Here is a 25,285-nt window from a genome sequence, read left to right as displayed (position 1 = left end):
CAGTCAGTGACGAGTTGCAGGCGCAATGAATGCCTACTGCTTGAATTCGAACTCCAGCGCTGCGCCTTCCACTTCGTTGCGCTCCTGGTTGCGCAACGGCAGCTGCATTTCATTGCTCAGCAAACGTCCGTTGAGTTGGAACGGCCCAGGCTTATCGCCGAACATGGGCGGCAACAACGGCTCACGCTTGGGCAGCGGCACAGTTCCCGGGGGCTTCAGCTCCTCGACCATTTCATTGGGCAAGCTCAAATCGAGCTTCGCCGGTGGCAGTCGGGTCTTGGCAATTTCGCGAGCGGATTTGCTTTTGGAGGCGACGGGGGCACGTTTTTTTCTGGTATTCGCGGCTTTCTTCGCGGGGGCTTTTTTCACCGCTGCGGGTGCCTTGCCAGAATTCTTCGTGGCGCTGGCCGCGGGTTTTTCCTGTGCCGCAGCCGCCACGACGCCTCCTGAATGGAAGGCAGTCAACAGGCCAAGCAAAACCCAGACGGCAGGGACAATGGCTTTCATTGGACTCGATGGCAGTTACGACACAAGCCCCATGCTCGCCTGTTAATCGAGCGCTGACAAGCATGTCCATCCAAGCGCTTGAATTTAAAGGAGCCCGCTCGCGGTCTCCTGGCACAGCTGGGTGGCCAACAGCCCCAGCGTCATCAGGGCCCGCTCTGCCTCGCGGTTCCAGGGTGTTCCGCAGTTCAGGCGAATGCAGTGGTTGAACTGCTCGGTGTTACTGAAGATCAGCCCGGGGGCGATGCTGATGCCCTGTTGCAGCGCCCGCACGTGCAACTCCTGGGTATTGACCCGTCCCGGCAGGCTGACCCAAAGGATGAAACCCCCGGTAGGACGGCTCATTTGCGTGCCTTCGGGAAAATACTGCTGCACAGCCAGTTGAAAGGCGCTGAGGTTCTTGCGGTACTCCTGGCGAATGTAGCGCAGGTGCCGGTCGTAGCCGCCGTTTTCCAGGTACGCCGCGATGCCCATCTGCGTGACGCTGCACGCCGAATGAGTACTGAACGTTTGCAGGCGCTGGATCTCTTGCTGGAACTTGCCGGCGGTCATCCAGCCGATGCGCACACCCGGCGACAAGGTCTTGGAAAAACTCGAGCAGTAGATCACCCGATCCAGGCGGTCGTACGCCTTGAGTGCCTTGGTACGCCCCTGCTCGAACATCAGTTCGCCGTAAATGTCGTCCTCGACAATCTGAATGTCGAAATCCGACGCCAGGCGCAGCAGCTGCTTTTGCCGCTCCTCAGGCATCGTGCCGCCGAGGGGATTGCTCAGGCGCGTGGTCAGGACCAACGCCTTGATCGACCATTGGTTGGCCGCCAGCTGCAAGGCTTCAAGGCTCATACCGGTGACCGGATCGCTGGGGATCTCGATCACCTTGAGTCCCAACAGATCCGCCAACTGCAGCAAACCGTAATAGGTCGGCGACTCGGCGGCGATCAGGTCCCCCGGCCGGGTCAGCACGCGCAGCGACATTTGCAACGCATCGACGCAGCCATGGGTAATCACCACTTCGGAGGGGTCGACCACGACTCCGGCATCACGCATGCGAATCGCCACCTGGCGCCGTAACGGCTCGAAGCCGGGGCTGAACATGTAGCTGAAGGCCCGCGGACTGTGAAACCGTGTGACCTTGGCCAACTGCTGGTGCAACGCCCGCACTGGCAGATAATCGACGCTCGGTACCGCCGCGCCCAGCGGGAAGACCCCCTCACGACGCGACTCGACCAACACCTGCTGGATGATGCTGCTGCGCGTCACCAGGCCGGGGCGCTCGACCCGGGCGATGTCCGGCGTCGGCGCGGTCAGGGCCGGCGTCTGGTGCACGTAGTAACCCGACTGCGGCCGCGCCCGGATCAACCCCTGGTCTTCCAGGTTGGCATAGGCCTGCAACACAGTGGCATGGCTGACGTTGAGCTGCGAACTCATCTTGCGCACCGACGGCACGCGTTCGCCGGGCTGATATACACCGCGCCGGATATCTTCAGCCAGCTGTTGAGCAATACGTTGGTAGAGCAGGAGGTTGGTCATGACGCAGCACTCGATTTCACGGGCATTTTATTCTTGTGGGAAATATTACCGGAACAGTTTAGAAGTGTACTGGGACAGTTGCCAGATTACTTGACAGCACAGTGTAGTGACACCCCCAAACTGTACCCTTTTCTTCACGATCTCCAGGCGCAAAAAAACCCGGCGCCTTGGCAGGGGCCGGGTTTTCCAGTGACGCAACCCTCAGCGGGCGGCGCCGAGCTGGCCTTTCTCGTCGGAAAAGACGATTTCCACACGACGATTCTGGGCCCGGCCACGCTCGGAAGCGTTGACATCCACCGGGTATTGATCGCCGTAGCCTTCGACCTGAATGCGCTTTTCATCGATCCCCAGGTCCACCAGCACGTCCGCCACCGCCTGCGCGCGATCACGGGACAGCTTGAGGTTCTCCTGCTTGCCACCGGTGCTGTCGGTGTAGCCCTCGATACGCGCCACGCGCTTGGGATTGAGCTGCAGGAACTGCACGATCTTGAGCACCACGCGGTTGGCCGAGTTCTTCAGTTCCGCTTCGCCGGTGTCGAACAGCACGTCACCCAGGGTCATCACCAAGCCGCGATCAGTCTGGGTGGTGGCCATCGCCATGATCTGTTCTTCCAGCCACTTGCCTTGCTGCTGGACGCTCAGCAACTTGGATTCGCGCAAGGCCAATTGCAGGCGCTGGCGTTCCAGCTCAAGCTTCGCCGCGCGCTCTTCGTTGAGCAACTGATTGCTGTGTTCCCGCGCGATCTCGCTGTAGCGCTGGCTCAGGTAAGCGTAATGCTGGACATCCTCGCCGCTGCCCCAATAGCTGGACAGGCGATCGGCCCGGGCCAGGGATTCGCCGGCGCGGATGACATCCTTGGGCGCGGCGCGCAGGACATTGGCGTCTTCCTTGACCTTCTGGAAGCTGGCACTGGCCTGTTCCAGCGCCGCTTCGCTACGCTGCCCGGCGCAGCCATACAAACTGGCGAGGCCCGCGAGGACCAGGCTGCCACATACATGGGACGGCTTCATTGGGCATCATCCCTCAACTGTTTGCGCAAGCGCTTGATTCGAGTATCGAGCACGTTCAACTGCTCCTGGCGCTTGAGACTGAGCACCTTCGCTTCGGCCAGGCGCGCGTCCAGCTCGGCCTGCTCGGCGCGCATGCGTGCCTTCTTGTAGGATTCGTCGGCCATGTTGCTCTTGGCGCGGGCGAATTTTTCTTCGGCGAGTTTGAGTTCAGGCACGTCATCGGCGGTGGCGCCCACCGCATGGGCCTGCTCGATGGCCTGTTCAGTCAGGCGCAGCTGTTCATTCGGCGCCGGATCGGCTGCACAACCCGCCAGAGCCAGAACGGCCAGGGCAGCGAAAAGAGGTCGAATAGTCACTAATGTTCCCTACGGTTTTGGGGCACTGACAGGTGGCTGCAACTGTGTTCTCCAACACTCCAGATTGCGCTGCAACACAGCCTCCGTCAGGCCGGACGCGGCCAATTCTGTCATCTTTTGCGCCAGCTGTCCGCGCAACCATGGATCGTTGCAGGCGGAGTTATGGGAAACCGCGAGGAACAATCCCGGTTTATCCACCGGTTGCGGTGCCGCCTGCAGATCGTTGGCCATCCCCAATGTCTGCGCCATCGCCATGCCCGAGTAGCGTCCTGCCAAGACATATTCCACTTCACCCAGCAGCAATTTCTGAAAGGCCTGGGTCAGGTTGGGTGTCCGGGTCAGGGTTAGATTCTGCTCGGCAAAGACGCTGAATCCCTGGGTCATTCGGGCCTTCTCCGACAAGGCTCCGGGATGTCCATGAAGATCCTCGGGCCGGGTGATGAGCAACGTCGAGTCCTTGCGGGTCCAGACCAGGTAATCATTTTCCAGCAAGGCCGGATGCACGTAATCGAGGCTGTCCAGCCCGTTCGTGGTCAGCGGAGCATCGGTGAGCAGGTCCATGCGCCCGCTGCGCACCTCGTCCAATGCCTGGGCACGCTTGCCGGCGTAGAGCAGCTCGATCTTGATGCCCAGCGCCTTAGCCACCTCCTCCAGCAGGTCGGCGCCAGCGCCGATCAGGTGCTTGGGGTCCTGGGAGTCTTGCCAAAGATAAGGCGGCGCATCGGGGCTGCCAGTGGCGACCAGACGCTCACATTTGCCAGCGGCGACAGACAGGCCCGGCATGCAAGCCAATGCCCACAACAACGACCAACCGGCCAAATGGCGAAGATCCATGGCGCTACGCTCCCCGGAAGCAGAAATAAAAAACCCGGCCAAAGGCCGGGCTCTTTATAAGTGAAGACGCCGGATTAGACCAGCTTCTCCAGCTCGGGGATGGCTTCGAACAGATCAGCCACCAGACCATAATCGGCCACCTGGAAGATCGGCGCTTCTTCGTCCTTGTTGATCGCAACGATCACCTTGGAGTCTTTCATGCCGGCCAGGTGCTGGATCGCGCCGGAGATACCGACGGCGATGTACAGCTGTGGCGCAACGATCTTGCCGGTCTGGCCGACCTGCATGTCGTTCGGCACGAAACCGGCGTCGACCGCGGCGCGCGAAGCACCAACGGCAGCGCCCAGCTTGTCGGCCAGGGCGTACAGGTGCTTGAAGTTGTCACCGTTCTGCATGCCGCGACCGCCGGAAACGACGATCTTGGCAGCGGTCAGTTCAGGACGGTCGGACTTGGCCAGTTCTTCGTTGACGAAGCTGGAGATGCCGGCGTCGTGAGCAGCGCCTACCGCTTCAACGGCAGCCGAGCCACCTTCGGCGGCAACCGGGTCGAAACCGGTGGCGCGCACGGTGATGACCTTGATCGCAGCGGTCGATTGTACGGTGGCGATGGCGTTGCCAGCGTAGATCGGGCGCTTGAAAGTATCGGCGCTTTCCACCGAGATGATTTCGGAGATCTGGTCGACGTCCAGTGCGGCAGCCACGCGCGGCAGGATGTTCTTGCCGTTGGAGGTAGCGGCAGCCAGGATGTGGCTGTAGCCCTTGCCCAGCTCGGCCACCAGCGGAGCAACGTTTTCCGGCAGCTGATGTGCGTAGGCGGCGTTGTCGGCCGACAGTACTTTTGCCACGCCGGCAATTTTTGCAGCAGCTTCGGCAACGGCACTTGCGCCCTGCCCGGCCACCAGCACGTGCAGATCGCCACCGATTTTGGCTGCGGCAGCAACGGTGTTCAGCGTGGCCGGAGCCAGCGCCTTGTTATCGTGTTCGGCGATTACCAAGATAGTCATAGTCAGATTACCTTCGCTTCGTTTTTCAGTTTCTCGACCAGTTCAGCCACCGACTTGACCTTGATGCCCGCGCTGCGTGCAGCCGGCGCTTCGACCTTCAGGGTCTTGTTGGTGGAGGCGGTGGAAACGCCCAAAGCATCCGGAGTCAGCACTTCAAGCGGCTTCTTCTTGGCTTTCATGATGTTTGGCAGGGACGCATAACGCGGCTCGTTCAAACGCAGGTCGGTGGTGACAATGGCTGGCAGTTTCAGGGAAACCGTCTGCGCGCCGCCGTCGATCTCGCGGGTCACGGCAACGCTGTCGCCGGACACTTCGACTTTCGAAGCGAAGGTGCCCTGGCCGTAGCCGCTCAACGCAGCAAGCATCTGGCCAGTCTGGTTGTTGTCGCTGTCGATGGCCTGTTTGCCGAGGATCACCAGCTGTGGCTGTTCCTTGTCGACAACGGCTTTCAACAGTTTGGCAACGGCCAGGGAAGTCAGCTCTTCGGCGGATTCGACGAGGATGGCGCGATCGGCACCCAGCGCCAGCGCAGTGCGCAGTTGCTCCTGGGCGGTGGTCGGGCCGATGGAGACGACAACGATCTCGGTTGCCACGCCTTTCTCTTTCAGGCGTACGGCTTCTTCCACGGCGATTTCGCAGAAGGGGTTCATCGACATCTTGACGTTGGCGAGGTCGACGCCGGAGTTGTCCGCCTTGACGCGAACCTTGACGTTATAGTCGACCACTCGTTTGACAGCTACAAGAACCTTCATGGATTCCTCGTTACTCTCCGGTGAAAAGAAAGTCGCCTGGGCGAACCTGGCGGTTGATGATCATGGGCGCAAGGGCACCTCTAAAAACGCCGGCATGAACCACACATGACCTTGCTCACGGGAGTGAAGACCATTCGTCAGTGATGACCGATGAGTCATTCATTATCGCGGCGTGTAAACTGCGCGTCCGAACCGCGCACCTCGTCACTTTGTGCTGCCTTCGCCCTGTCTTTAGAGGTGCTCTTGAAACCAACAGTCAGCCTACGGCGAGCGCAAAACCGCCCGTATCTTGACCGGAACGCCTATTCCGGTCAATACGGCAAAATGGTCGGTCATAAGCCGTACGTCAGTGATTTATCTGGGCTGCGGCAATTTCAAACGAACGTTTGTATTGGACCCCAAGAGTGGTGTAGATATAATGCGCCGCTCAGAGAGAGAAGCGCGGGTCATCCATTGTCGCTTTCGTCGCTCGGCGAAGGAAATAACGGATGCAACGCCAAACCTCCAATTAGAAAAAAACTGTAGAGCCTTGAGTAGGAGATAGCCTGTGGAACGCGAATACATGGAATTCGACGTGGTCATCGTCGGTGCCGGCCCCGCTGGCCTGTCTGCCGCTTGCCGACTGAAACAGAAGGCCGCCGAAGCCGGTAAGGAAATCAGCGTCTGCGTGGTCGAAAAAGGCTCCGAGGTCGGTGCGCACATTCTCTCCGGCGCGGTGTTCGAACCGCGTGCCTTGAACGAACTGTTCCCGGACTGGAAAGAACTCGGCGCGCCGTTGAACACGCCGGTCGTGCGCGATGACATTTATGTCCTGCGAAACGCCGAGGCGGCGAGCAAAATCCCCGACTTCTTTGTGCCCAAGACCATGCACAACGAAGGCAACTATATTATTTCCCTGGGCAACCTGTGCCGCTGGCTGGCCCAGCAGGCCGAGAACCTGGGCGTGGAAATCTACCCTGGCTTCGCCGCCCAGGAAGCGCTGTTCGATGAAAACGGCGTGGTTCGCGGCATCATCACCGGCGACCTGGGTGTCGACCGTGAAGGCAACCCGAAGGAAGGCCTCTACACGCCCGGCATGGAACTGCGTGGCAAATACACGCTGTTCGCCGAAGGCTGCCGTGGTCACATCGGCAAGCAACTGATCAAGCGCTTCAACCTGGACAGCGAGGCCGACACCCAGCACTACGGCATCGGTCTGAAAGAGATCTGGGAAATCGACCCGGCCAAGCATCAGCCTGGCCTGGTGGTGCATACCGCCGGTTGGCCGCTGGACATCATGGGCACCGAAAACACCGGCGGCTCGTTCCTTTATCACTTGGAAAACAATCAGGTGGTGGTCGGTCTGATCGTCGATCTTTCCTACAGCAACACCTTTCTGTCGCCGTTCGACGAGTTCCAGCGCCTCAAGCATCACCCGGTGCTCAAGCAGTACCTGGAAGGTGGCAAGCGCGTCAGTTACGGTGCTCGCGCCATCGCCAAGGGCGGCCTGAATTCGTTGCCGAAAATGGTCTTCAAGGGCGGCGCGCTGATCGGTTGCGACCTCGGTACGTTGAACTTCGCCAAGATCAAGGGCAGCCACACCGCAATGAAGTCGGGCATGCTCGCCGCCGAAGCAGTGGCTGATCGCCTGTTCGCCGAGTCCGAAGGCGGTGACGAACTGACCGCCTATGTCGATGGCTTCAAGAGCAGCTGGCTGTACGAAGAACTTTTCGCCAGTCGCAACTTCGGCGCAGCGATCCACAAATACGGCGCGATCGTCGGCGGCGGCTTCAACTGGCTCGACCAGAACATCTTCGGCGGCAAGATTCCGTTCACCCTGCGCGATACCAAGCCGGACTATGCGTGCCTGAAACTGGCGGCCGATTGCAAGAAGATCGACTACCCGAAACCGGACGGCAAGATCAGCTTCGACAAGCTCAGTTCGGTGTTCATCTCCGGTACCAACCATGAAGAAGAACAGCCTTGCCACCTGAAGCTGACCGACCCGAGCATCCCGATCGGCAAGAACCTGCCACTGTACGACGAACCGGCCCAGCGCTACTGCCCGGCCGGCGTGTATGAAGTGATCACCAAGGAAGACGGTGAGAAGCGCTTCCAGATCAACGCCCAGAACTGCGTTCACTGCAAGACCTGCGACATCAAGGACCCTGCACAGAACATCACCTGGGTCACGCCGGAAGGCGCCGGCGGACCGACCTACCCGAACATGTAAGCCGATCCGCTGAACATCAAGGCTCCCGGATGGGGGCCTTTTTGTTGCCCGCCATCAAAAAACACCCCAGCACCATGCGTGACGGCCGTCAGACCTTGGCGCCCAGCTCCGCCGACAGCCGCGCGGTGACGCCTTTGACCAAGGGAATCAGCTCGGCCATCTTTTCCAGCGGCATGTACGGCACGGTGCTGGCGATGCTGATACCGGCGACGATACGCTTGCCGGCGTCGCGGATCGGTGCCGCCACGCAACGAATCGACGGTTCGTTGTCTTCGAGGTCGAAGGCATAGCCGCCTGCTACGTATTCCACCATTCGTTGCTGGAACTGCTCCCAGGATTGCTCCTGATGCTGGGGCCAGAACTGATTCTTCCCACCCGCCGGAAGGCTGATCTCGTACAGCCTTTTCCATTGCTCCTGGGAGTCATCGAGCATCAGTGCCTTGCCGATCCCGGTGCGCGCGAGCGGCATGCGGTGGCCCACCCGTGAGCGCATTTCCGGTCCGTTGCGGCCCGGATTTTTCAACAGGTACAGGACCTCGTCGCCCTCGCGAATCGCCAGGTGGACGGTGTCTCCGGTGAGCGCCGACAGCTCGTCCAGGTATGGCCCCGCCAGGCTCACCAACGGCAGTTCTTCCCGCGCCTGGAAACCCAGCTCGATCAGCTTCGGCCCCAGCAGATAGCCCACTTGCGGCACCACGCGCAGATAACGCTCGTCCACCAGGCAACTGGCGAGGCGATGGGTGGTGCTGCGAGTGGTGCCGATCAGCCGGGCGATTTCCTTCAAGTCACGGGCGCCGCTGGCGACCGCCTGGACGACGCCCAGGCCACGCAGCAATGTCTGGGTGCCTGTAGGCGCGGCGTCCTTGGTGATTTTTGGATCGTCTTGCTGCATATCCGGCCTTTCACAGTGAGCGGGGGAACGGGCGGCATTATGGTCGCCCGCCCCTCGGGACTACAACTCGATGCGCTCGACTTTCCCGACCAGCAGGATGTAGGACAGCGCGCCAATCAACGCCAGAACGGCGATGTAGGTGATGGCCGGGGCAAACGAATCGCCGCTGGCGAGAAAACCAATGACGATCGGCGTGGCGATGGCCGCCAGGTTGCCGATGAAATTGAACACCCCACCGGTCAATCCCAACAGCCGTGCCGGCGCCAAAGTCGATACCAGCGACCAGGTGATCGACGCCAGGCCGTTGCCGAAAAAGGCCAGGGCCAGGAATGCAATCACCAGCGGCGTCGACTCGACGAAATTGGCGCCGATGATTGCCGTGGAAATCAACAGACCACCAATAATCGGCAGCTTGCGCGCGAACCCCACCGTGGCGCCGCGACGGATCAGCCAGTCGGAAAAGAACCCGGAACACAACACGCCGACAAACGCCGCGAGGAACGGCAGCGACGCCAGCAAGCCGGATTTGATGAAATCCATGCCGCGATATTTCACCAGGTAGGTCGGAAACCACGTCAGGAAGAACCACAGCGTGGAGTTGAGGCAGAACTGGCCCAGGTAAATCCCCCAGAGCTTGCGCTGGGTCAGGACTATCCCAAGGTCGGTCCAGCTGAATTTCGCCTTGGCCTTGGCCGTCTCGGCCTGGATATCCACCAGCCCGCCCCCTTCGCGGATCAGTTCGATTTCAGCGGCGTTGGCGCCTTTGAAATCCCGCGGCTCGCGATACACCGCGTACCAGATCACCGCCCAGAGAATGCCGACGGCACCGGTCACCACGAACACCATGTGCCAGCCGAAGGCATGCTGCAGCCAGGCCAGGACCGGCGTCAGGAATGCCAGGCCGACAAATTGCCCGGACGTATAAAAACCGATTGCCGTGGCCCGTTCACGCTCGGGAAACCAAGTGGTAACCACGCGGCTGTTGATTGGATAAGCCGGCGCCTCCAGGGCGCCGACGGCCATGCGCAGGACAAACAGCGCGATGAAGCTGGCAGCGAAACCGAGCATCACCGTGGCCACCGACCACAGCAGCAACGCCACGCTGTAGAGAATGCGTGGCGGCACGCGGTCCACCAGCCAGCCACCGGGAATTTGCATGGCGGCGTAGGTCCAGCCGAACGCCGAGAAAATCAGCCCGACATGGATCGGATCGATCCCCAGTTCGCTGGTCAGTGCGGGGGCGGCAATCGAGAGGTTGCTGCGGTCCAGGTAATTGATCACCACGGTGATGAACAGCAGGACCATGATGAAAAAACGCTTGCGGCTGGGCGTCACCAACGACGCCTGCGCGCTCAGGGTGTGCGCTTGCATGTGAGGTGCCTCTTTTTATGTTTATTGAGGAAACGGGCGCATCGAAGAAGATCTCCCTGCTTGCGAAGATCAAACTGTGGGAGCGAGCCTGCTCGCGATGACGGTGTGTCAGTTGATTCATGTGCCGCAGACAAATCGCCATCGCGAGCAGGCTCGCTCCCACAAGGGGCCGGGTGAAGTCAGAACTCACTCACCACTCGGCAAAACTGCCATCGGCATGGCGCCAGATCGGGTTGCGCCAGCGGTGGCCGATGGCCGCGCGCTCGATGACGTATTCCTCGTTGATCTCGATGCCCAGGCCCGGGCCGTTGGGGATCTTCACGAAGCCTTTGTCATAGTCGAACACCTGCGGATCCTTGATGTAATCCAGCAAGTCGTTGCTCTCGTTGTAATGGATACCCAGGCTCTGCTCCTGGATGAACGCGTTGTAGCAAACCGCGTCCAGCTGCAGGCACGCCGCCAGCGCGATCGGGCCCAGCGGGCAGTGCAACGCCAGCGCCACGTCATAGGCCTCGGCCATGTTGGCGATCTTGCGGGTTTCGGTGATGCCGCCGGCGTGGGAGGCATCCGGCTGGATGATGTCCACGTAGCCTTCGCTGAGCACCCGCTTGAAGTCCCAGCGCGAGAACAACCGTTCGCCCAAGGCGATCGGCGTGCTGGTCAGGGGTGCCAGTTCCTTGAGCGCTTCGTAGTTTTCGCTGAGCACCGGCTCCTCGATGAACATCAACTTGTAAGGGTCGAGCTCCTTCATCAGCACCTTGGCCATCGGCTTGTGCACGCGGCCATGGAAGTCCACGCCGATGCCGACGTTCGGCCCGACCGCATCGCGCACCGCCGCCACGTTGGCCAGGGCCAGGTCGACTTTTTCAAACGTGTCGAGAAATTGCAGCTCCTCGGTGCCGTTCATCTTCACCGCAGTGAAGCCCCGTGCAACGGCTTCCTTCGCCGCTCGGGCGGTGTCCGCCGGGCGGTCGCCGCCGATCCACGAATACACACGGATCTTGTCGCGCACCTGGCCACCCAGCAGATCGCTGACCGACACGCCCAAGGCCTTGCCCTTGATGTCCCATAACGCCTGATCGATACCGGCCAGCGCGCTCATGTGAATGGCACCACCGCGGTAGAAACCGCCGCGATAGAGCACGGTCCAGATGTCCTCGATGTTGCGTGGGTCTTTGCCGATCAGGTAGTCGGACAATTCCTCGACGGCGGCCGCCACTGTGTGGGCACGGCCTTCGACCACCGGCTCGCCCCAACCCGTCACGCCCTCGTCGGTCTCGACCTTGAGGAAGCACCAGCGCGGCGGAACGATAAAGGTGGTCAACTTGGTGATTTTCATCTTCTTGTCTCTCTTGTCGGATGCAGCGCGCGGGGCGCTGGGAAAGTCTTCAGCTCAAAGCGTTCCATGCGGCCACGTAGGCCTTGGCGCGCACCGCCACTTCGTCCACTGTCAGGCCCGGCTTGAACAGCCCGGAACCGAGGCCGAAACCCTTGACGCCAGCCTCGATGAACACCGCCATGTTGTCCGGCGTGATCCCGCCCACCGGCACCAGCACGGTCCCGGACGGCAACACCGCAAGCCAGGCCTTCACCACTGCCGGGCCCATCTGCTCGGCCGGAAACATCTTCAACACATGAGCACCCTCGGCCAGCGCGGCGAAGGCTTCGGTGGGCGTGGCGACGCCGGGCGACAGGTACAGGCCCGCCGCTTTCGCCGCGCGCAGCACCTTTGGATCGCTGTGGGGCATGACGATCACCTGGCCGCCAGCCGCTTTCACCTGCTCGACCTGCTCCGGTGTGAGCACGGTGCCGGCACCGATCAGGCAATCGGCGGGCAACGTGCTGCGCAGGATGCGGATACTTTCGTACGGCTCAGGAGAATTGAGCGGTACTTCGATGACGCGAAATCCGGCGTCATAAAGGACTTCGCCGATAGCGGCCGCCTCTTCGGGACGTAGGCCGCGCAAGATCGCGATCAGCCCGTTTTGCGCCAGTGCTTGGGTGAGCATTTCAGGTCTCCAGTGAGGTTTAGCGCGATGCGGTGGAATCGAGCAGCCCGGCCGCCACGGCCAGTTGCCACAGCCCGCGTTCGGTGGCCTGTTCGGCCAAGGTCACGCGGGCGAACCCGCAGGCGTCGAGAGCCCGTTGATAGCGGGCACATAGTTGAGAGTTGCCGATCAGCACCACCGTTGGCAGATGCACGCTGTTGCGTCGCTGCCGCTGCACGGCGGCCAGGGCGGTCAGTTCATGGCCGATGAGCAGGCCGGAAAGATAGTCGGCCTGGGCGCTGGCACCGAGTTCGCCGGTCAAGCCCAGGCTGCGGGCGCTGAATACCGTGGACAGCGGGCCGATCTGGCCGTCTACCGACAGCGCTACCTGCACGCCACGATCAAACGCCGCGCCGTCGAACGCCACACCGCGTTGCTGGGTGCGGCCGAGAATGCTGTGGTCACTGAGCACGGCGAAGATCTCGCCAGTCATGAAGGTGTCGAAATGCACGATGCAGCCATCGGCCACTTCCACCCATTTCGAATGGCTGCCCGGCAGGCCGATCAGCACCGCTTCGTTCGGCAGGCTGGCCAACGCACCGAGCACCTGGGTTTCTTCGCCGCGCATGACATTGGGCAGCCGGGAACGTTGGATCACTCCCGGCACAATGTGCACATTGACTCCGCGAAGACTGCGGATGACCTGTAGGGAATGTCCGAGGTTGGCGACGTTTGCCGGCGTGTCGCAGTAAGGCGCTTCACGCCAGCCCTGGGCGCTGCCGACCATGCCACAAGCGATGACGGGCAAACCTGGCTGCGCATCGAGCCAGTCGCCGCAGGCTTCATCGAAGGCCAGTTCGAAACCGTTGTTGCACGCCTGGCCGGCGACCGTGCGCGGCCCGGACGGCAACTGCATGATCCCCGACGACAGCGAACGCTGTTCGAGCACCTCGCCTCCAGCGGCAAGTTTGTAAGCTCGTAATGAGGTGGTACCCCAATCGAGCGCTATCAATTGCGCCTGCATCCGCTTCACCTGTTTTGTTTATTGGCAGTGAGTGAAGCGGACTATAAACCCGGGCGCTGGAAAATCTCAATATATAAATATCACTCCCATATATTGGGATATAAAAGCGTCCCGCAAAACCATCGCTATCTGCATGAGACCCTGCTACGTTTTTTGACCGGACGCCAAACATCAGGGACAAAAAATGGAACACTCACTGAAGATCCTCGGCCGCACCTCTTCGATCAACGTCAGAAAAGTACTCTGGACCTGTCAGGAACTGGACATCCCTTACGAACGCGAAGATTGGGGTATCGGCTTTGCGTCGACCCATGACCCGGCATTCCTGGCCCTCAACCCCAACGCCCAGGTGCCGGTGATCATTGATGAGAACGGCGTGCTCTGGGAGTCGAACACTATCTGCCGCTACCTGGTGGGCAAGCATGGGCGCGACGACCTGTTACCCATAGAACCTGCCGCCCGCGCGCGCGTCGAGCAGTGGATGGACTGGCAAGCCACGGAGCTCAATCCGTCGTGGGGGGATGCATTTTATGGGTTGGTGCGCAAACATCCGGATTTCCAGGACCCGCAGCTCATCGCTGCCGGGGTTAAAGGCTGGAACGAGAAAATGGGGTTGCTCGAGCATCAGTTGAATCACACCGGCGCCTACGTGGCCGGTGCGAAATTTTCCCTGGCGGACGTGCTTATCGGCCTGTCCGCGCACCGCTGGCGCCAGACGCCCATGGAGCGTCCGGACTATCCAGCCGTGGCCGCTTATTGCAAGCGGCTCGAACAGCGTCCCGGATTTGCCGAGTACGCGTCCAGCGCCTACTCGTAAGCCTCAATTGCCGTTGGCGAAATCCCGCAGTACCTTGCCATCCATGCGGTAGCGCACCCATTCTTCCTGGGGCTGCGCGCCAAGGGATTTGTAGAACTCGATGGCCGGGGTGTTCCAATCCAGGACGCTCCACTCGAAGCGACCGCAGTCGTTGTCGCAGGCGATCTTCGCCAGATGCCGCAACAACGTCTTGCCCGCCCCGCCGCCGCGTTGTTCGGGAGTGATATAGAGGTCTTCGAGGTACAGGCAATTGCTGCCCAGCCAAGTGGAGTAACTGAAGAAAAACACTGCGAAACCGATCGGCACGCCATCGCGCAGGCACATCAACCCATGGGCGGTTGCGCCTTCGCTGAACAGGCTGCGCTCGATATCGGCAACGCTGGCGATGACTTCGTGGCGGGCTTTTTCGTAATCGGCAAGCTCAGTGATGAAGGCAAGGATTTGCGGCGCATCGCTGGGTTGCGCAGGACGGATCTCGATCGACATGAACGGGCCTTGTAGCCAAATGAAAGCACCATACTAAGCCGCTGCGCGGCGCTCGTCACATCTTCTGAAGACAACTTTCACAGTACCGTCCGTCGCCCTCAAGGCACCATCCCCGCTCCCGCGCGGCCAAAAATCAGGCAAGCATTCCTAAAATGGAGGCTACACCATGATCAGATCCAGGCTGACTGCGTTCACATTTGCCGCTTTGTTGTCCTCGGCGGCTTTCGCAGCCACGACTTCAGGGACCGGCCCGACCGATCCGGTACAGGCACCGAATTCGCCCGCCACCCAAGGCTTGCCCAAGCTGAATACCGACGGCACCGGCGGCACCTTGAACAATGGCCAGCCGCCCGCCACGGGCACCGATCCACGGGTCCAGGGTAATGACACCGGTCGCCAGGGTGGCATGAACACCCCGGACTCCACCGCTCCGGATAACGCCGACACCGGCGTGGGTTCGAAAACCACCACCGGCGGTTCCGGTTCGGAAGGTGGCGCCAACCAATAGCCTGGCTCGCAGGTGACTCTGCTCACACACCAGAGGAGGAACAGTTCATGCCTCGTGGAAGCAAAGACAAATACACCGACAAGCAAAAGCGCAAGGCCGAGCACATCGAAGAGAGTTATGAGCAAAAAGGCGTGCCGGAGGGCAAGGCCGAAGCTCGGGCCTGGGCGACCGTCAATAAGCAGTCCGGGGGTGGCGAACGCTCCGGTGGGTCCGGCAAGAAAAAACCCGCCGAGGCCAAGCAATCCGATCGCAAGGAATCGGCCCGGCGCGCCGTCAAGTCGCGTGAAGGCCATCCGCGCACCAGCAACGCCTCCCATGAGGCTCAGACGGTGGACAGCCTGATGAAGGAAGCCCGGGCGAAAAACATTCCCGGACGCTCGAAGATGCGCAAGCAGGAGTTGGTCGAGGCGTTGCGCAAGGCCGGGTAATTGTTGGCGTCAGCAAGAACGCCTTCGCGAGCAGGCTCGCTCCCACACTGATTCTGTGCTGTGCCACGGTAATGAGGCCTGGCACGCAACCTGTGGGAGCGAGCCTGCTCGCGAAAGCGGTGGGTCCGCCAAGGAAGTGTTGGATGTGCTGACGCCTTCGCGGGCAAGCCCGCTCCCACAGGGATCTGCGGCGTGCCGTTGTTTATATGCCGGGCACAAAAACCTGTGGGAGCGAGCCTGCTCGCGAAAGCGGTGGGTCCGCCAAGGAAGTGTTGGATGTGCTGACGCCTTCGCGGGCAAGCCCGCTCCCACAGGGATCTGCGGCGTGCCGTTGTTTATTTGCCGGGCACAAAAACCTGTGGGAGCGAGCCTGCTCGCGATAGCGGTGGATCAGCTGAGGAAGTGTTGGAGCTACTGATGCCTTCGCGAGCAGGCTCGCTCCCACACTGGTTCTGTGCTGTGCCACGGTAATGAGGCCTGGCACGCAACCTGTGGGAGCGAGCTTGCTCGCGATAGCGGTAGATCAGTCGCCACTGATCTTCAGCGTTGCTTCAACCGGTCAATCACCACCGCCAGCAACAGGATCGAACCACGGATGACGTACTGGTAGAAGGTGTCGATATTCTTCAGGTTCATCGCGTTCTCGATGATCGCGAGGATCAGTACACCGGCAATGACATGGCGAATCATGCCGATCCCGCCACTCAGCGAAACCCCACCCAATACACAGGCCGAGATCACCGTCAGCTCGAAGCCCTGGCCGATCATCGGCTGGCCCGAGGTCATGCGCGACGCCAGGATCACACCCGCCAGCGCGCCAATCACGCCATGCACGGCAAAGATGATGATCTTGGTGCGATCAACGTTCACCCCCGCCAGCAACGCCGCTTCCTGGTTGCCGCCGATGGCCATGGTGTTGCGCCCGTAGGTGGTGTAGTTCAACAACCAGCCGAAGAACAGGAAGCAGACGATGGTGATCAGGATCGGCACCGGCACGCCAAACAGCTGGCCGTTGCCGAACACGAAGAACGATTCCTGGGACACGCCGACCGCTTTACCGTTGGCGAAGATATACGCCAGGCCGCGAACGATCTGCATCGTCGCCAGCGTGGTGATTAACGCGTTGACCCGTAGTTTTGCAATGACGATGCCGTTGATCAGACCGACGATCAGGCCCATCACCAGCGCCGCGCTGACACCGAGGAACACGCTGTTGGTGTCGCGCATTACCACGGCAGCGACCACGCCGGCACAGGCAATCACCGAGCCCACCGACAGGTCGAAGTGCCCGGAAGCCAGGCAATAAAGCATGGTGCAGGCGGCAATGCCGGTGGTGGAAATCGCCAGGCCCAGGCCCCGCATGTTCAGCGGCGACAGGAAGTTGTCGATCATCAAGGTGCAGAGCACAAAGATGCCGATGGCCGCCAGCAGCATGACCCAGTCGTCGAGGAAGCGGCGCAGGTCGAGGGGCTTGCGTGCCGTTGGCAGTGCATTGTTTTGAATGGTCATGATTACCTCTCAGTTCGCCGCGTCGGCAACGCGTTGGCGCGGCAGCGCCAGTTGCAGCAGGTTGGATTCATTGGCCTGGTCACGCGGCAGCTCGCCGCGCATGGCCCCTTCGCACAGCACCAGGATCCGGTCGGAAATGCCCATCACTTCCATCAGGTCGCTGGACACCACGATCACGGCGATGCCATCGGCCGCCAGGTTGTGGATGATCTGGTAGATCTCGGCCTTGGCACCGATGTCGATGCCCCGTGTCGGCTCGTCCAGCAGCAGGACCTTCATCGGCATCGACAGCCAACGCCCGAGGATCGCCTTCTGCTGGTTGCCACCGGACAGGTACATGATTTTCTGGCTGGCCGCCGGGGTCTTCACTTTCAGCGACTTGATCTGCTTGTCGGCATTGCCCCGCTCCCATTCGCCGCGCAGCAGGCAGCCGAGGGTCGAATGGGACGGACGCGCGCTGATGTTGATGTTCTCGCCGACACTGCCCAACGGAATGATGCCTTCCTTCTTGCGGTCCTCCGGGCAGAGCAGCACGCCAGCGGCGATGGCGTCCCGTGGCGAACGCAGTTTCAGTTCCTTGCCGTGCAGGACAAGACTGCCCTCGCTCTGGCGCTCCAGGCCACTGAGCAAGCGAAACAGCTCGGTACGACCGGCGCCGACCAGCCCGAAGAGGCCAAGGATTTCACCCTTGTGCACCTCGAAACTCACCGGCTCGCGCAGGCCCGGCCCCAGCAGCCCCTTCACCTGCAGCGCCACATCGCCACGCTCACGCGGACGGTAGTCATAGATGTCCTGGATATCACGACCGACCATGCAGGTGACGAGTTGATCATGGGTCAGCTCGCTCATGTTTTCGAAGGTCCGGACATAACGACCGTCCTTGAACACCGTCACCGCATTACAGATTCGAAAGACTTCTTCCATGCGGTGGCTGACGTACAACACCACTTTGCCCTCGTCCCGCAGGCGGGCGATGATCGCCATCAAACGGTCGATTTCCCGCGCCGAGAGGCTGCTGGTCGGTTCGTCGAAAGCAATGACGTGGGCGCCACGGGACAAGGCCTTGGCGATTTCCACCAACTGGCGCTGGCCGAGGGACAGGCGACCGACTTTTTCCTGCGGGTCGATTTCGTCCGCCAGGCCTTTGAGCAGCGCCAACGCCTGCTGGCGCAGCACACCGCGATTGACCAGGCCGAAACGCGCCGGCAAATGGCCAAGGAACAGGTTTTCGGCGACGGTCATTTCCGGCACCAGGTGCAGCTCCTGGTGAATCACCGCCACACCGCTGGCGATACTGTCGGCGGTGCCTTTGAACGCCATCGTCTGCTCACCGATCTGCAAGTCGCCGCTGCTCGGGATATAGGCGCCGCCAAGGATCTTGAGCAACGTGGACTTGCCCGCGCCGTTTTCACCCATCAAGGCATGAACCTGTCCTGGATGGGCGACGAAACTGATATTGGCCAGGGCCTGCACGCCGGGAAAGGTCTTGCCGATCCCGTTGAATCGCAAGCTGCCGCCAGTGTTGTGTTGCCGTGTCGCTGTTTGCGCTTGCATAACCACCTCGAACTCACAGAGATCAAGCGGCCCGGTCACGCCTGTGACCAAGGCCGCTTTTGAATCAACCAGCCGTCAATTCCACAGGCCGATCTTTTCCAGTTCCTGCTTGAAGTTCTCCCGGGTGATCAGCGTCACCTCGTCCATGGCGGTGTACTTCGGCGGCTCCTTGCCGGTGGTGATCCACTCGTACATCATTTCGGCGGTCTTGTAGCCTTCGATGTGCGGGCTTGGCAGCATCGAACCGAAGAAGCCACTATTTGGTTTCTTCAGCTCGCCGATGGCGTCGGTGCCGTTGATGCCGATACCGATCACGTTGGCCGCCTTGAAGCCGGCTGCTTCGGTAGCGCGCACGCCACCCAGCACGGTGTTGTCATTCATGCCGCCGATGATCAGGTTTTTCGCGGCGCTAGGCAGCTTGACCAACGCCGAGTTGGTGGAGTCCATGCTGCCCGGCACGTCGAGGGTCTTCAGCGCTGTGAACAGGATATGGTCTTCCGGCATCCCGGCCTTCTTCAGGGCATCGACCGAACCGTCGGTGCGTTTCTTACCGGTGTCCAGCTCGTTGAAGGTGTTGATCACCGCGTAGGTGTCTTTCCAGTCCCAGTCGCGTTTTTTCGCTTCGGCAGCCATCGCGGCGCCTTGTTTCTGGCCAACCTCGAACGCGGCCATGCCCAGGTACGGCACGTCTTCCATGAATTTTCCGCTGGCGTCGACGAAACGGTCGTCCACGGCGATCACCTTGAGGTCGTTGAGCTTGGCCTTGGCCATGATGGCCGGGCCCAGGGACACGTCCGGCGGGCAGATCACAAAGCCCTTGGCACCGTTGGCGGCCAGGCTGTCGATAGCGGAGAGGGTTTTCTCGCCGTCAGGCACGGCGATCTTGATCAACTGGAAGCCTTTGTCCTTGGCCGCCTTCTCGGCGAATGCCCATTCGGTCTGGAACCAGGGCTCCTCGGCCTGCTTGACCAGGAAACCGATTTTCACCGCATCGGCCGCCAGCAGGTGGCTGCTGAGACTGAACGCGGTAACCGCCAGGGCGGCGCGACACAGGGAACGGATCCCACGACGATGTTTCATAGCTGACTCCTTGTTTTTTTTATTGAAAGCCAAACGTCCAGGGATCTGCTCCACGTTGGTGGAAATGCGCAGGCTGGCCGGTCAAATCGTGTTACTGCACAGCATAGGTCTAAATAGTCATATCGTATGATGATTGGATTACAGGCGAAGTTTCCCACTGCAATCCAGAAATATTCAGTCGTGGTACATGACCGAACGTCCACCATCAATGGTGATGCATGAAGCGTTGATGAAAGGTGCTTCGTCACTGGCCAGAAACACCGCCGTCATTGCCACTTCGATCGGCTGGCCGATACGCCGTGGCGGGTGCAGATCCAGCGCACGCTGGCGTTCGGCCCGTGGATCGGTGAAGCCATTCCAGTAATCGATATTCAGCTGGGTCTCGATGTAGCCCGGCGCAATGGCATTCACCCGCACGCCTTGGGGGGCGTATTCGATGCCCAGGGCACGGGTCAGCCCGAGCAGGCCATGCTTGGCCACCGGGTAAGGGAAACAGCCGGGAATGATGTGGGACGAATGGGTCGACGCGATATTGATGATGCTGCCCACGCCCTGCTCGATCATCTGTGGCAATACGGCCTTGCAGCCATACCAGGCACCGTCCAGGTCGATGGCGAAGCAACGGCGCCAGTCTTCCTCGGTCATTTCCAGCGGATCGCGGAACACATTGACGCCAGCGCAGTTCACCAATACGTCGATGCGACCATGCAGTTCAACCGCTCGCCGGGCCATGGCGTGCAGGTCCTGCTGGCTTGAAACATCGACCTTGAGTGCTTGTACATCCCCACCGCGCCCACGCCAATGGGCGGCGACGGCCTCGACTTTTTCAGCCTGGATGTCGCTGATGACCAGCCGCGCCTGTTGGGAAGCAAACGCAGCAACGATTGCCTCGCCAATGCCCTGGGCAGCACCCGTCAGCAGCACGACCTTGCCTTTCAACCGTTCGCCCTGCGGCGGCTCCGGCACCGGTGGCAAGCAAAGCGCTTCAGCCATGAACCTGGGCTCCCGCGGCAAGACACGAGAAAAACCGGACACCCACGGGGGACCGGTCTAGAGACTGCATAACCGACAGTAGCTGGCGAACGCCGCTGGGGCGTTCGGGGGAAATTCGATGCATCGCTTCACCTGTTTTGTTTTTTTAAGTGTGAGTGCGTATTGCTGATGCAGCCGACTATAAACCCGACCGCCAAATAATCTCAATATATATATTTACATCCCATATTTTGGGATCTAGCCAGCAAACCTCGTACAAGCCACACCCGGAACGTCCACTCGCATCGACAGCACCGCACCGTCCAGCGGATGCCCAAGCGGACTTTGCGCACTGGTGATGTACAGCGTCCGCAGGTCGTCTCCACCGAATACACAACTGGTGGGACGGCTGACCGGTAACTCGATCACCCGATCGACGTGGCCGTCCGGATGCAGCCGCAGCAGGCAACTGCCATCCCAGCGAGCATTCCAGATGTAACCTTGCGCATCCATCGCCGAACCGTCCGGCCCGCCACGGGAATGGGGGCCGAACCAGACCTCCGCGGGCGCGAGTTTGCCGTCGGGGTAGATGAAGTGCCGATAGAGCGTGCCATCGAGGCTCTCACCGAAATACACCGTCGTGCCATCGGGGCTCCATAGCAGCGTGTTTGGAATGCCCAGCCCGCGCAGCAGGGGCATCACCCGGCCATCGCCGCCGACACGGAACAGGCCGCCGGAACGTCGCTCGATGGGCAGGTCCTCGCCCTCTTCTCCGATATTGTTTTGCATGGTGCCCAGCCAAAGCTGGCCCAGCGCATCACAGCGCGCTTCGTTGGCACGATTGCCGGGCTGGGGATCGGCCATGCACAGCAACTTCAGGCGCGGCTCCAGCCCAGGCGAATCCAGGTCCAGTCGATAGACGCCACTGCTCAATGTCACCAACGCATCGCCGCTCTGGGTCGGGATGAAGGCGGAAACGTGTTCGGGCATCTGCCAGATCTGTACATTGGCGCCGATCAGCCGCAGCGCCTGCTTGCCGGCGATATCTACCCAATACAGCGCCTGGGTCGGCTCGTCCCAGAACGGTCCCTCGCCCAGTTTCGCCCGATGTTCCGTCACAGCCGTCCAGTTCATTGCAACCTCCCGTTCCCGGCTCGCCCGGTATTGTCTGTTCGACCGGCCATGACGTCGGGGTAAAAGCGCTTGATGGCCAGGTCAGCGTTGTCGATCAGGGTCATGCAGGCCCAGACGCCGCGCGCCGCGTCGCGCTCGGCGATGGCTTCGGCGATATCCTTGTGGATCGGCAAGGTGCGCCGCAATTCGTCCGGATCGGCCGCCGACACCTCGAACGAGACCGCCAGCAACGCGCCCAGGGCCGGGACCATCTGCTCGATGAATTGATTGTGGCTGGCGGCGAGAATGCATTCGTGGAAAAACTGGTCGGCAAGGTTGTAATCGGCGCCGCTGTCCACCGCCCGCTCCAGCGCATGATAAGCCAGGCGGATCGCCTGCACCTGATCAGCCGTCGCCCGTTCGCAGGCCCAGCGCACCGCCATCGGTTCGATGGTGCGCCGCAGGTCCAGCAGGTCGTCGACGAAGTTTTCCGGCAGGCCGCTGCGTGACAGCCAGCCAACCACCTGCGGGTCGAACAGGTTCCAGCGGCGCACCGGCAGTACCCGCGTGCCGACTTTCGGGCCGACTTCCAACATGCCTTTGGCCACCAGCGTCTTGATTGCCTCACGGATCACCGTGCGGCTGACGCCCAGTTGCTCGCCCAGATCTGCCTCGACCTTGATGGTTTGCCCAGGCTTGACCTGGCCGGCGGCAATCCAGCCACCCAGCCAATCGACGGTCGACGCGTGAAAACTGCTGGACATGACTACCCCGTGGGCTTTTCTTATCAGGCGCCCACGCTAATCATCATATGATTGGGTGTCAATTTGAATTTTGCATAACCACTGTGGGAGCGGGCTTGCTCGCGAAAGCGGTGGGTCTGCATAAAAAGGTGTCGACTATGCTGCCGCTTTCGCGAGCAGGCTCGCTCCCACGCAGGATTCAGGGCTCAAGGCCGATGGGGAAAAACACGCCGCCGCTCCACACGCCCAGCCAGCGCTGACCATCGATCTCGCGACTCACCGCCAGCTCCACCAGTTGATAGAACACGTTGCGATGAATCAGCGCTTCGAGATTGCTGCGCACATGCACGTACGGCGCAGGCTCCTGGGTCCGGGGGTCGATGACCACCCGCATCGGATGATCGGGGCCGGCTTCGGTGGTTTCCTCGACATTGGTAGTAAAGCGCAACAACTGCCCCTCCCCCTCCCCCTCCCCCTCGACCTCAAGGGTCACGGCCACGAACGGGGCGTCGTCGACTTTGATGCCGACTTTTTCCACAGGGGTGATCAGGAAATAATCATCGCCGTCGCGGCGAATGATGGTGGAGAACAGCTTGACCATCGGCTTGCGCCCGATCGGCGTGCCCAGGTAATACCAGGTGCCATCACGGGCGATGCGCATGTCGATGTCGCCGCAGAAGTCGGGGTTCCACAAGTGGACCGGCGGCAGGCCTTTGGTCTTCGGGATCTGTCCCAGCAGGTCATTGGCTTTTTGCGGTCCGCTCATGGTGACTCCTTGAATTTTACTGGTCGCTTATCCCCAGCAAGGTGCGGGCATATTCACGCAGTGGGGCGGCGATCAAGTCTTCTGGCTGTTTGTCGTGCAACGTCAGTAAACCGCCACGACTTTTGATACGCGCAGTATCAATCAAATACTGGGTGCTGGTCTCGATCAACATGATCTGAATGACACCGGTATCGACACCCAGTCGATCCACGGCTTCTTCGTCCAGCCATTCGTCGGTGTTGCCGATGCGGTTGTCCGCCTTGGCGAACCGGGTATACAGCAAGTAATGAGCACCGGCGGCCCGCGCTTCGCCCATCGCCTGGTCGAGGCCTTCCGGGACCCGGGCGCGACGAACCATGGGGAAATACTCGATGAAACCGTTGAACGCTTCTTCAGCCACGACATTGGGCCGCGGATAAGCGCTGCCTGGCGGAGCAAAAGCACCCTGGGCAATGTAGATGAAGGAATCCGGCTGAATGCGCAGGTTGTTCACCCGACGGCTGTCGCTATGGTCCAGCAGGCCGGCGTCGCTCATGTGATAACGAACGCCCTCCCCCATGTCGCTGACATTCATGCAGCCACCCAGCGTCAAAACGGCCAGCAGCAAAAACAGGCTACGCATCCTATCCTCCAAAAACCGGTGACGGAAAACCGGCGAATGGCCATGGGATGCAGCTTTTGCGCCAGCTCGACAAATATCCGGTTTGGAATGTCTGTGGTAGGGGGAGCTTGCTCCGTCACCACAAAAAAGCCGCTGTTCAGCCGCCGATGATTTTCATGATCGTCGCACCACCGGAGAACGCCACTTCCTGCTTGTCCCCCAAGGCCTTGACCAACAGCCGCTGGAGCGCCGGCAATGCCTGGTGACGCGGTTTGTCCAACAGATCGCCAACGTAGTGACGGTTACTCGACGACAGGCAGCCATGCAACCAGCCCGTGGAAGACAGCCGCAGCCGCGAACAGGTGCGGCAGAACGGCACGCTTTCGTTGGCAATCACACCGAAATGCCCCAACCCCGGAATCTCGTAACGCACGGCCGTGGCATCGATCGGCGCATCGGCCTGCAGATATTCGTACTGGTCGCCAATCAGGCCCAGCAACTGCTGGAGGCTGACGAACTGTTGAAGGAACGCATTGGAGTCCTTGGCCAGGTGGCCCATGCGCATCAACTCGATGAAACGCAACTCATAACCACGCTCCAGGCAGTACTGGAGCAATGGCATCACCTGGTCCAGGTTCTGCCCGCGCAACGGCACCATGTTGACCTTGATCTTCATTCCCGCCGCCCGGGCCTGCTCCATGCCGTCCAGCACAGTCGCCAGGTCACCACCACGGGCAATGCTGCGAAACGCCACGGGGTCCAGGGTGTCGAGGGAGACGTTGATACGGCGGATACCGGCGTTGACCAGCAGCGGCAGCTTCTTTGCCAGCAGTTGACCATTGGTGGTCAGACTGATGTCCTGCAGCCCCATCTGCCCCACCGCCGTCATGAAGCTTTCCAGCTTGGGGCTGACCAGTGGCTCTCCACCGGTGATGCGCAACCGCTCGATGCCGGCGGCTTCGATCAGATAGGCCACGCCCCGCGCCATGGCCTCGGCCGACAGTTCATCCTGCGCAGCCACCAGCCGCTTGCCGTCTGGCACGCAGTAGGTACAGGCATAGTTGCAGGCTGAAGTCAGGCTGATCCGCAAATTGCGAAAACGCCTGCCTTGACGGTCAACGATCATGATGACTCCGGCGAAAGAAGAATCGGGCCCGCAAAACCTGACCTAAAAATCAGATTTCTGCAAGGCCCAAGCCTGAGTATATTCCTCGGGCAATGCGCCATGTA

At 60.8% G+C, this 25,285-nt stretch carries 26 protein-coding genes; 4 read left to right on the top strand and 22 right to left on the bottom strand.

The window, feature by feature from the left end; genetic code table 11:
* Positions 1-33 precede the first annotated feature (33 nt).
* From J3P86_RS08230 to J3P86_RS08200, 7 genes are all read right to left on the bottom strand, one after another.
* The gene (locus J3P86_RS08230) at positions 34-507 is read right to left on the bottom strand and encodes a translation initiation factor 2 (protein ID WP_434673872.1); all 474 of its coding nucleotides are present in this window, start codon (positions 505-507) and stop codon (positions 34-36) included.
* 84 nt (positions 508-591) lie between these two features.
* Positions 592-2,034 (bottom strand): PLP-dependent aminotransferase family protein, encoded by a 1,443-nt coding sequence (locus J3P86_RS08225; RefSeq protein WP_434699884.1) that lies wholly within the window; start codon positions 2,032-2,034, stop codon positions 592-594.
* Between the two features lie 201 nt (positions 2,035-2,235).
* Positions 2,236-3,045 carry an OmpA family protein gene (locus J3P86_RS08220; protein WP_434699882.1) on the bottom strand — a complete coding sequence of 270 codons (810 nt, stop codon included), beginning with the start codon at positions 3,043-3,045 and terminating at the stop codon, positions 2,236-2,238.
* The gene (locus tag J3P86_RS08215) at positions 3,042-3,401 is read right to left on the bottom strand and encodes a DUF4398 domain-containing protein (protein WP_434603286.1); all 360 of its coding nucleotides are present in this window, start codon (positions 3,399-3,401) and stop codon (positions 3,042-3,044) included. Before J3P86_RS08215 ends, J3P86_RS08220 begins: the two co-directional genes overlap by 4 nt.
* 9 nt (positions 3,402-3,410) lie before the next feature.
* Positions 3,411-4,235 (bottom strand): substrate-binding periplasmic protein, encoded by an 825-nt coding sequence (locus J3P86_RS08210; RefSeq protein ID WP_434699881.1) that lies wholly within the window; start codon positions 4,233-4,235, stop codon positions 3,411-3,413.
* A 74-nt stretch (positions 4,236-4,309) separates the two neighbouring features.
* Positions 4,310-5,239, bottom strand: coding sequence for an electron transfer flavoprotein subunit alpha/FixB family protein (locus tag J3P86_RS08205; RefSeq protein WP_434699879.1), 930 nt, complete (start codon positions 5,237-5,239; stop codon positions 4,310-4,312).
* Between the two features lie 2 nt (positions 5,240-5,241).
* Positions 5,242-5,991: an electron transfer flavoprotein subunit beta/FixA family protein gene (locus J3P86_RS08200; RefSeq protein ID WP_024776877.1), complete on the bottom strand. Its 750-nt coding sequence runs from the start codon at positions 5,989-5,991 to the stop codon at positions 5,242-5,244.
* Between the two features lie 547 nt (positions 5,992-6,538).
* Between J3P86_RS08200 and J3P86_RS08195 the strand changes: the two genes are divergently transcribed.
* Complete coding sequence (locus J3P86_RS08195) at positions 6,539-8,203, top strand: electron transfer flavoprotein-ubiquinone oxidoreductase (RefSeq protein ID WP_434625132.1); 1,665 nt, start codon at positions 6,539-6,541, stop codon at positions 8,201-8,203.
* Between the two features lie 88 nt (positions 8,204-8,291).
* Here the strand turns inward: J3P86_RS08195 and J3P86_RS08190 are convergent, their stop codons facing one another.
* The 5 genes from J3P86_RS08190 to J3P86_RS08170 all read right to left on the bottom strand — a co-directional run bounded on the left by J3P86_RS08190 (position 8,292) and on the right by J3P86_RS08170 (position 13,478).
* A complete protein-coding gene (locus tag J3P86_RS08190; RefSeq protein ID WP_013693986.1) occupies positions 8,292-9,095 on the bottom strand; it encodes an IclR family transcriptional regulator in 804 nt (267 codons plus the stop codon).
* Between the two features lie 60 nt (positions 9,096-9,155).
* Positions 9,156-10,466 carry an MFS transporter gene (locus J3P86_RS08185; RefSeq protein ID WP_305496032.1) on the bottom strand — a complete coding sequence of 437 codons (1,311 nt, stop codon included), beginning with the start codon at positions 10,464-10,466 and terminating at the stop codon, positions 9,156-9,158.
* 190 nt (positions 10,467-10,656) lie between these two features.
* The gene (gene dgoD, locus J3P86_RS08180) at positions 10,657-11,805 is read right to left on the bottom strand and encodes a galactonate dehydratase (protein ID WP_003179439.1); all 1,149 of its coding nucleotides are present in this window, start codon (positions 11,803-11,805) and stop codon (positions 10,657-10,659) included.
* A 49-nt stretch (positions 11,806-11,854) separates the two neighbouring features.
* Positions 11,855-12,475, bottom strand: a complete 621-nt coding sequence (locus tag J3P86_RS08175; protein ID WP_434625135.1) for a 2-dehydro-3-deoxy-6-phosphogalactonate aldolase — start codon at positions 12,473-12,475, stop codon at positions 11,855-11,857.
* A gap of 19 nt (positions 12,476-12,494) precedes the next feature.
* Positions 12,495-13,478: a 2-dehydro-3-deoxygalactonokinase gene (locus J3P86_RS08170; protein WP_434625137.1), complete on the bottom strand. Its 984-nt coding sequence runs from the start codon at positions 13,476-13,478 to the stop codon at positions 12,495-12,497.
* 184 nt (positions 13,479-13,662) lie between these two features.
* Between J3P86_RS08170 and J3P86_RS08165 the strand changes: the two genes are divergently transcribed.
* Positions 13,663-14,295, top strand: coding sequence for a glutathione S-transferase family protein (locus J3P86_RS08165; protein ID WP_434625139.1), 633 nt, complete (start codon positions 13,663-13,665; stop codon positions 14,293-14,295).
* Between the two features lie 3 nt (positions 14,296-14,298).
* On the opposite strand, the gene J3P86_RS08160 is transcribed toward J3P86_RS08165, so the two are convergent.
* Entirely contained in the window at positions 14,299-14,781 is a 483-nt protein-coding gene (locus J3P86_RS08160) for a GNAT family N-acetyltransferase (protein WP_305496036.1), read from the bottom strand.
* A 166-nt stretch (positions 14,782-14,947) separates the two neighbouring features.
* On the opposite strand from J3P86_RS08160, the gene J3P86_RS08155 reads away from it, so the two are divergent.
* Positions 14,948-15,289, top strand: a complete 342-nt coding sequence (locus tag J3P86_RS08155; RefSeq protein WP_434625141.1) for a hypothetical protein — start codon at positions 14,948-14,950, stop codon at positions 15,287-15,289.
* A 47-nt stretch (positions 15,290-15,336) separates the two neighbouring features.
* Positions 15,337-15,717, top strand: a complete 381-nt coding sequence (locus J3P86_RS08150; RefSeq protein ID WP_434625143.1) for a Rho termination factor N-terminal domain-containing protein — start codon at positions 15,337-15,339, stop codon at positions 15,715-15,717.
* A 540-nt stretch (positions 15,718-16,257) separates the two neighbouring features.
* Here J3P86_RS08150 and araH read toward each other — a convergent pair.
* The 9 genes from araH to J3P86_RS08105 form a co-directional block, all read right to left on the bottom strand.
* Positions 16,258-17,226 carry an L-arabinose ABC transporter permease AraH gene (araH, locus tag J3P86_RS08145; protein WP_305496039.1) on the bottom strand — a complete coding sequence of 323 codons (969 nt, stop codon included), beginning with the start codon at positions 17,224-17,226 and terminating at the stop codon, positions 16,258-16,260.
* A 9-nt stretch (positions 17,227-17,235) separates the two neighbouring features.
* A complete protein-coding gene (araG, locus tag J3P86_RS08140) occupies positions 17,236-18,780 on the bottom strand; it encodes an L-arabinose ABC transporter ATP-binding protein AraG (protein WP_434699878.1) in 1,545 nt (514 codons plus the stop codon).
* A 75-nt stretch (positions 18,781-18,855) separates the two neighbouring features.
* Positions 18,856-19,860: a substrate-binding domain-containing protein gene (locus J3P86_RS08135; protein WP_434625147.1), complete on the bottom strand. Its 1,005-nt coding sequence runs from the start codon at positions 19,858-19,860 to the stop codon at positions 18,856-18,858.
* A 174-nt stretch (positions 19,861-20,034) separates the two neighbouring features.
* Positions 20,035-20,853: an SDR family oxidoreductase gene (locus J3P86_RS08130; protein WP_434625149.1), complete on the bottom strand. Its 819-nt coding sequence runs from the start codon at positions 20,851-20,853 to the stop codon at positions 20,035-20,037.
* Positions 20,854-21,090: 237 nt separating this feature from the next.
* On the bottom strand, positions 21,091-21,966 hold the full coding sequence (locus tag J3P86_RS08125; protein WP_434569345.1) for an SMP-30/gluconolactonase/LRE family protein: 876 nt from the start codon (positions 21,964-21,966) through the stop codon (positions 21,091-21,093).
* Positions 21,963-22,709, bottom strand: coding sequence for a FadR/GntR family transcriptional regulator (locus J3P86_RS08120; protein WP_305496044.1), 747 nt, complete (start codon positions 22,707-22,709; stop codon positions 21,963-21,965). The genes J3P86_RS08125 and J3P86_RS08120 overlap by 4 nt, the downstream gene beginning before the upstream one ends.
* Positions 22,710-22,887: 178 nt before the next feature.
* Positions 22,888-23,454 (bottom strand): DUF1285 domain-containing protein, encoded by a 567-nt coding sequence (locus tag J3P86_RS08115; protein ID WP_434699876.1) that lies wholly within the window; start codon positions 23,452-23,454, stop codon positions 22,888-22,890.
* 16 nt (positions 23,455-23,470) lie between these two features.
* Positions 23,471-24,076: a DUF4823 domain-containing protein gene (locus tag J3P86_RS08110; RefSeq protein ID WP_434569347.1), complete on the bottom strand. Its 606-nt coding sequence runs from the start codon at positions 24,074-24,076 to the stop codon at positions 23,471-23,473.
* Between the two features lie 136 nt (positions 24,077-24,212).
* Entirely contained in the window at positions 24,213-25,181 is a 969-nt protein-coding gene (locus J3P86_RS08105; RefSeq protein WP_305496047.1) for a GTP 3',8-cyclase MoaA, read from the bottom strand.
* Positions 25,182-25,285 lie beyond the last annotated feature (104 nt).

Origin of the sequence: Pseudomonas sp. D1-1 (assembly GCF_051132225.1) — a bacterium.
Lineage (GTDB): Bacteria > Pseudomonadota > Gammaproteobacteria > Pseudomonadales > Pseudomonadaceae > Aquipseudomonas.
This window is presented reverse-complemented; position numbering and strand designations above follow the sequence as displayed.

What these genes read in the sequence shown, in the direction of transcription:
- J3P86_RS08150 (WP_434625143.1), top strand. Translation starts at nt 15,337, where the DNA reads ATGCCTCGTGGAAGCAAAGACAAATACACCGACAAGCAAAAGCGCAAG.
- J3P86_RS08110 (WP_434569347.1), bottom strand. Translation starts at nt 24,076, where the DNA reads ATGCGTAGCCTGTTTTTGCTGCTGGCCGTTTTGACGCTGGGTGGCTGC.
- J3P86_RS08185 (WP_305496032.1), bottom strand. Translation starts at nt 10,466, where the DNA reads ATGCAAGCGCACACCCTGAGCGCGCAGGCGTCGTTGGTGACGCCCAGC.
- araG (WP_434699878.1), bottom strand. Translation starts at nt 18,780, where the DNA reads ATGCAAGCGCAAACAGCGACACGGCAACACAACACTGGCGGCAGCTTG.
- J3P86_RS08160 (WP_305496036.1), bottom strand. Translation starts at nt 14,781, where the DNA reads ATGTCGATCGAGATCCGTCCTGCGCAACCCAGCGATGCGCCGCAAATC.
- J3P86_RS08155 (WP_434625141.1), top strand. Translation starts at nt 14,948, where the DNA reads ATGATCAGATCCAGGCTGACTGCGTTCACATTTGCCGCTTTGTTGTCC.
- J3P86_RS08115 (WP_434699876.1), bottom strand. Translation starts at nt 23,454, where the DNA reads ATGAGCGGACCGCAAAAAGCCAATGACCTGCTGGGACAGATCCCGAAG.
- J3P86_RS08135 (WP_434625147.1), bottom strand. Translation starts at nt 19,860, where the DNA reads ATGAAACATCGTCGTGGGATCCGTTCCCTGTGTCGCGCCGCCCTGGCG.
- J3P86_RS08130 (WP_434625149.1), bottom strand. Translation starts at nt 20,853, where the DNA reads ATGGCTGAAGCGCTTTGCTTGCCACCGGTGCCGGAGCCGCCGCAGGGC.
- J3P86_RS08105 (WP_305496047.1), bottom strand. Translation starts at nt 25,181, where the DNA reads ATGATCGTTGACCGTCAAGGCAGGCGTTTTCGCAATTTGCGGATCAGC.
- dgoD (WP_003179439.1), bottom strand. Translation starts at nt 11,805, where the DNA reads ATGAAAATCACCAAGTTGACCACCTTTATCGTTCCGCCGCGCTGGTGC.
- J3P86_RS08210 (WP_434699881.1), bottom strand. Translation starts at nt 4,235, where the DNA reads ATGGATCTTCGCCATTTGGCCGGTTGGTCGTTGTTGTGGGCATTGGCT.
- J3P86_RS08165 (WP_434625139.1), top strand. Translation starts at nt 13,663, where the DNA reads ATGGAACACTCACTGAAGATCCTCGGCCGCACCTCTTCGATCAACGTC.
- J3P86_RS08120 (WP_305496044.1), bottom strand. Translation starts at nt 22,709, where the DNA reads ATGTCCAGCAGTTTTCACGCGTCGACCGTCGATTGGCTGGGTGGCTGG.
- J3P86_RS08220 (WP_434699882.1), bottom strand. Translation starts at nt 3,045, where the DNA reads ATGAAGCCGTCCCATGTATGTGGCAGCCTGGTCCTCGCGGGCCTCGCC.
- J3P86_RS08190 (WP_013693986.1), bottom strand. Translation starts at nt 9,095, where the DNA reads ATGCAGCAAGACGATCCAAAAATCACCAAGGACGCCGCGCCTACAGGC.
- araH (WP_305496039.1), bottom strand. Translation starts at nt 17,226, where the DNA reads ATGACCATTCAAAACAATGCACTGCCAACGGCACGCAAGCCCCTCGAC.
- J3P86_RS08200 (WP_024776877.1), bottom strand. Translation starts at nt 5,991, where the DNA reads ATGAAGGTTCTTGTAGCTGTCAAACGAGTGGTCGACTATAACGTCAAG.
- J3P86_RS08125 (WP_434569345.1), bottom strand. Translation starts at nt 21,966, where the DNA reads ATGAACTGGACGGCTGTGACGGAACATCGGGCGAAACTGGGCGAGGGA.
- J3P86_RS08205 (WP_434699879.1), bottom strand. Translation starts at nt 5,239, where the DNA reads ATGACTATCTTGGTAATCGCCGAACACGATAACAAGGCGCTGGCTCCG.
- J3P86_RS08170 (WP_434625137.1), bottom strand. Translation starts at nt 13,478, where the DNA reads ATGCAGGCGCAATTGATAGCGCTCGATTGGGGTACCACCTCATTACGA.
- J3P86_RS08225 (WP_434699884.1), bottom strand. Translation starts at nt 2,034, where the DNA reads ATGACCAACCTCCTGCTCTACCAACGTATTGCTCAACAGCTGGCTGAA.
- J3P86_RS08230 (WP_434673872.1), bottom strand. Translation starts at nt 507, where the DNA reads ATGAAAGCCATTGTCCCTGCCGTCTGGGTTTTGCTTGGCCTGTTGACT.
- J3P86_RS08175 (WP_434625135.1), bottom strand. Translation starts at nt 12,475, where the DNA reads ATGCTCACCCAAGCACTGGCGCAAAACGGGCTGATCGCGATCTTGCGC.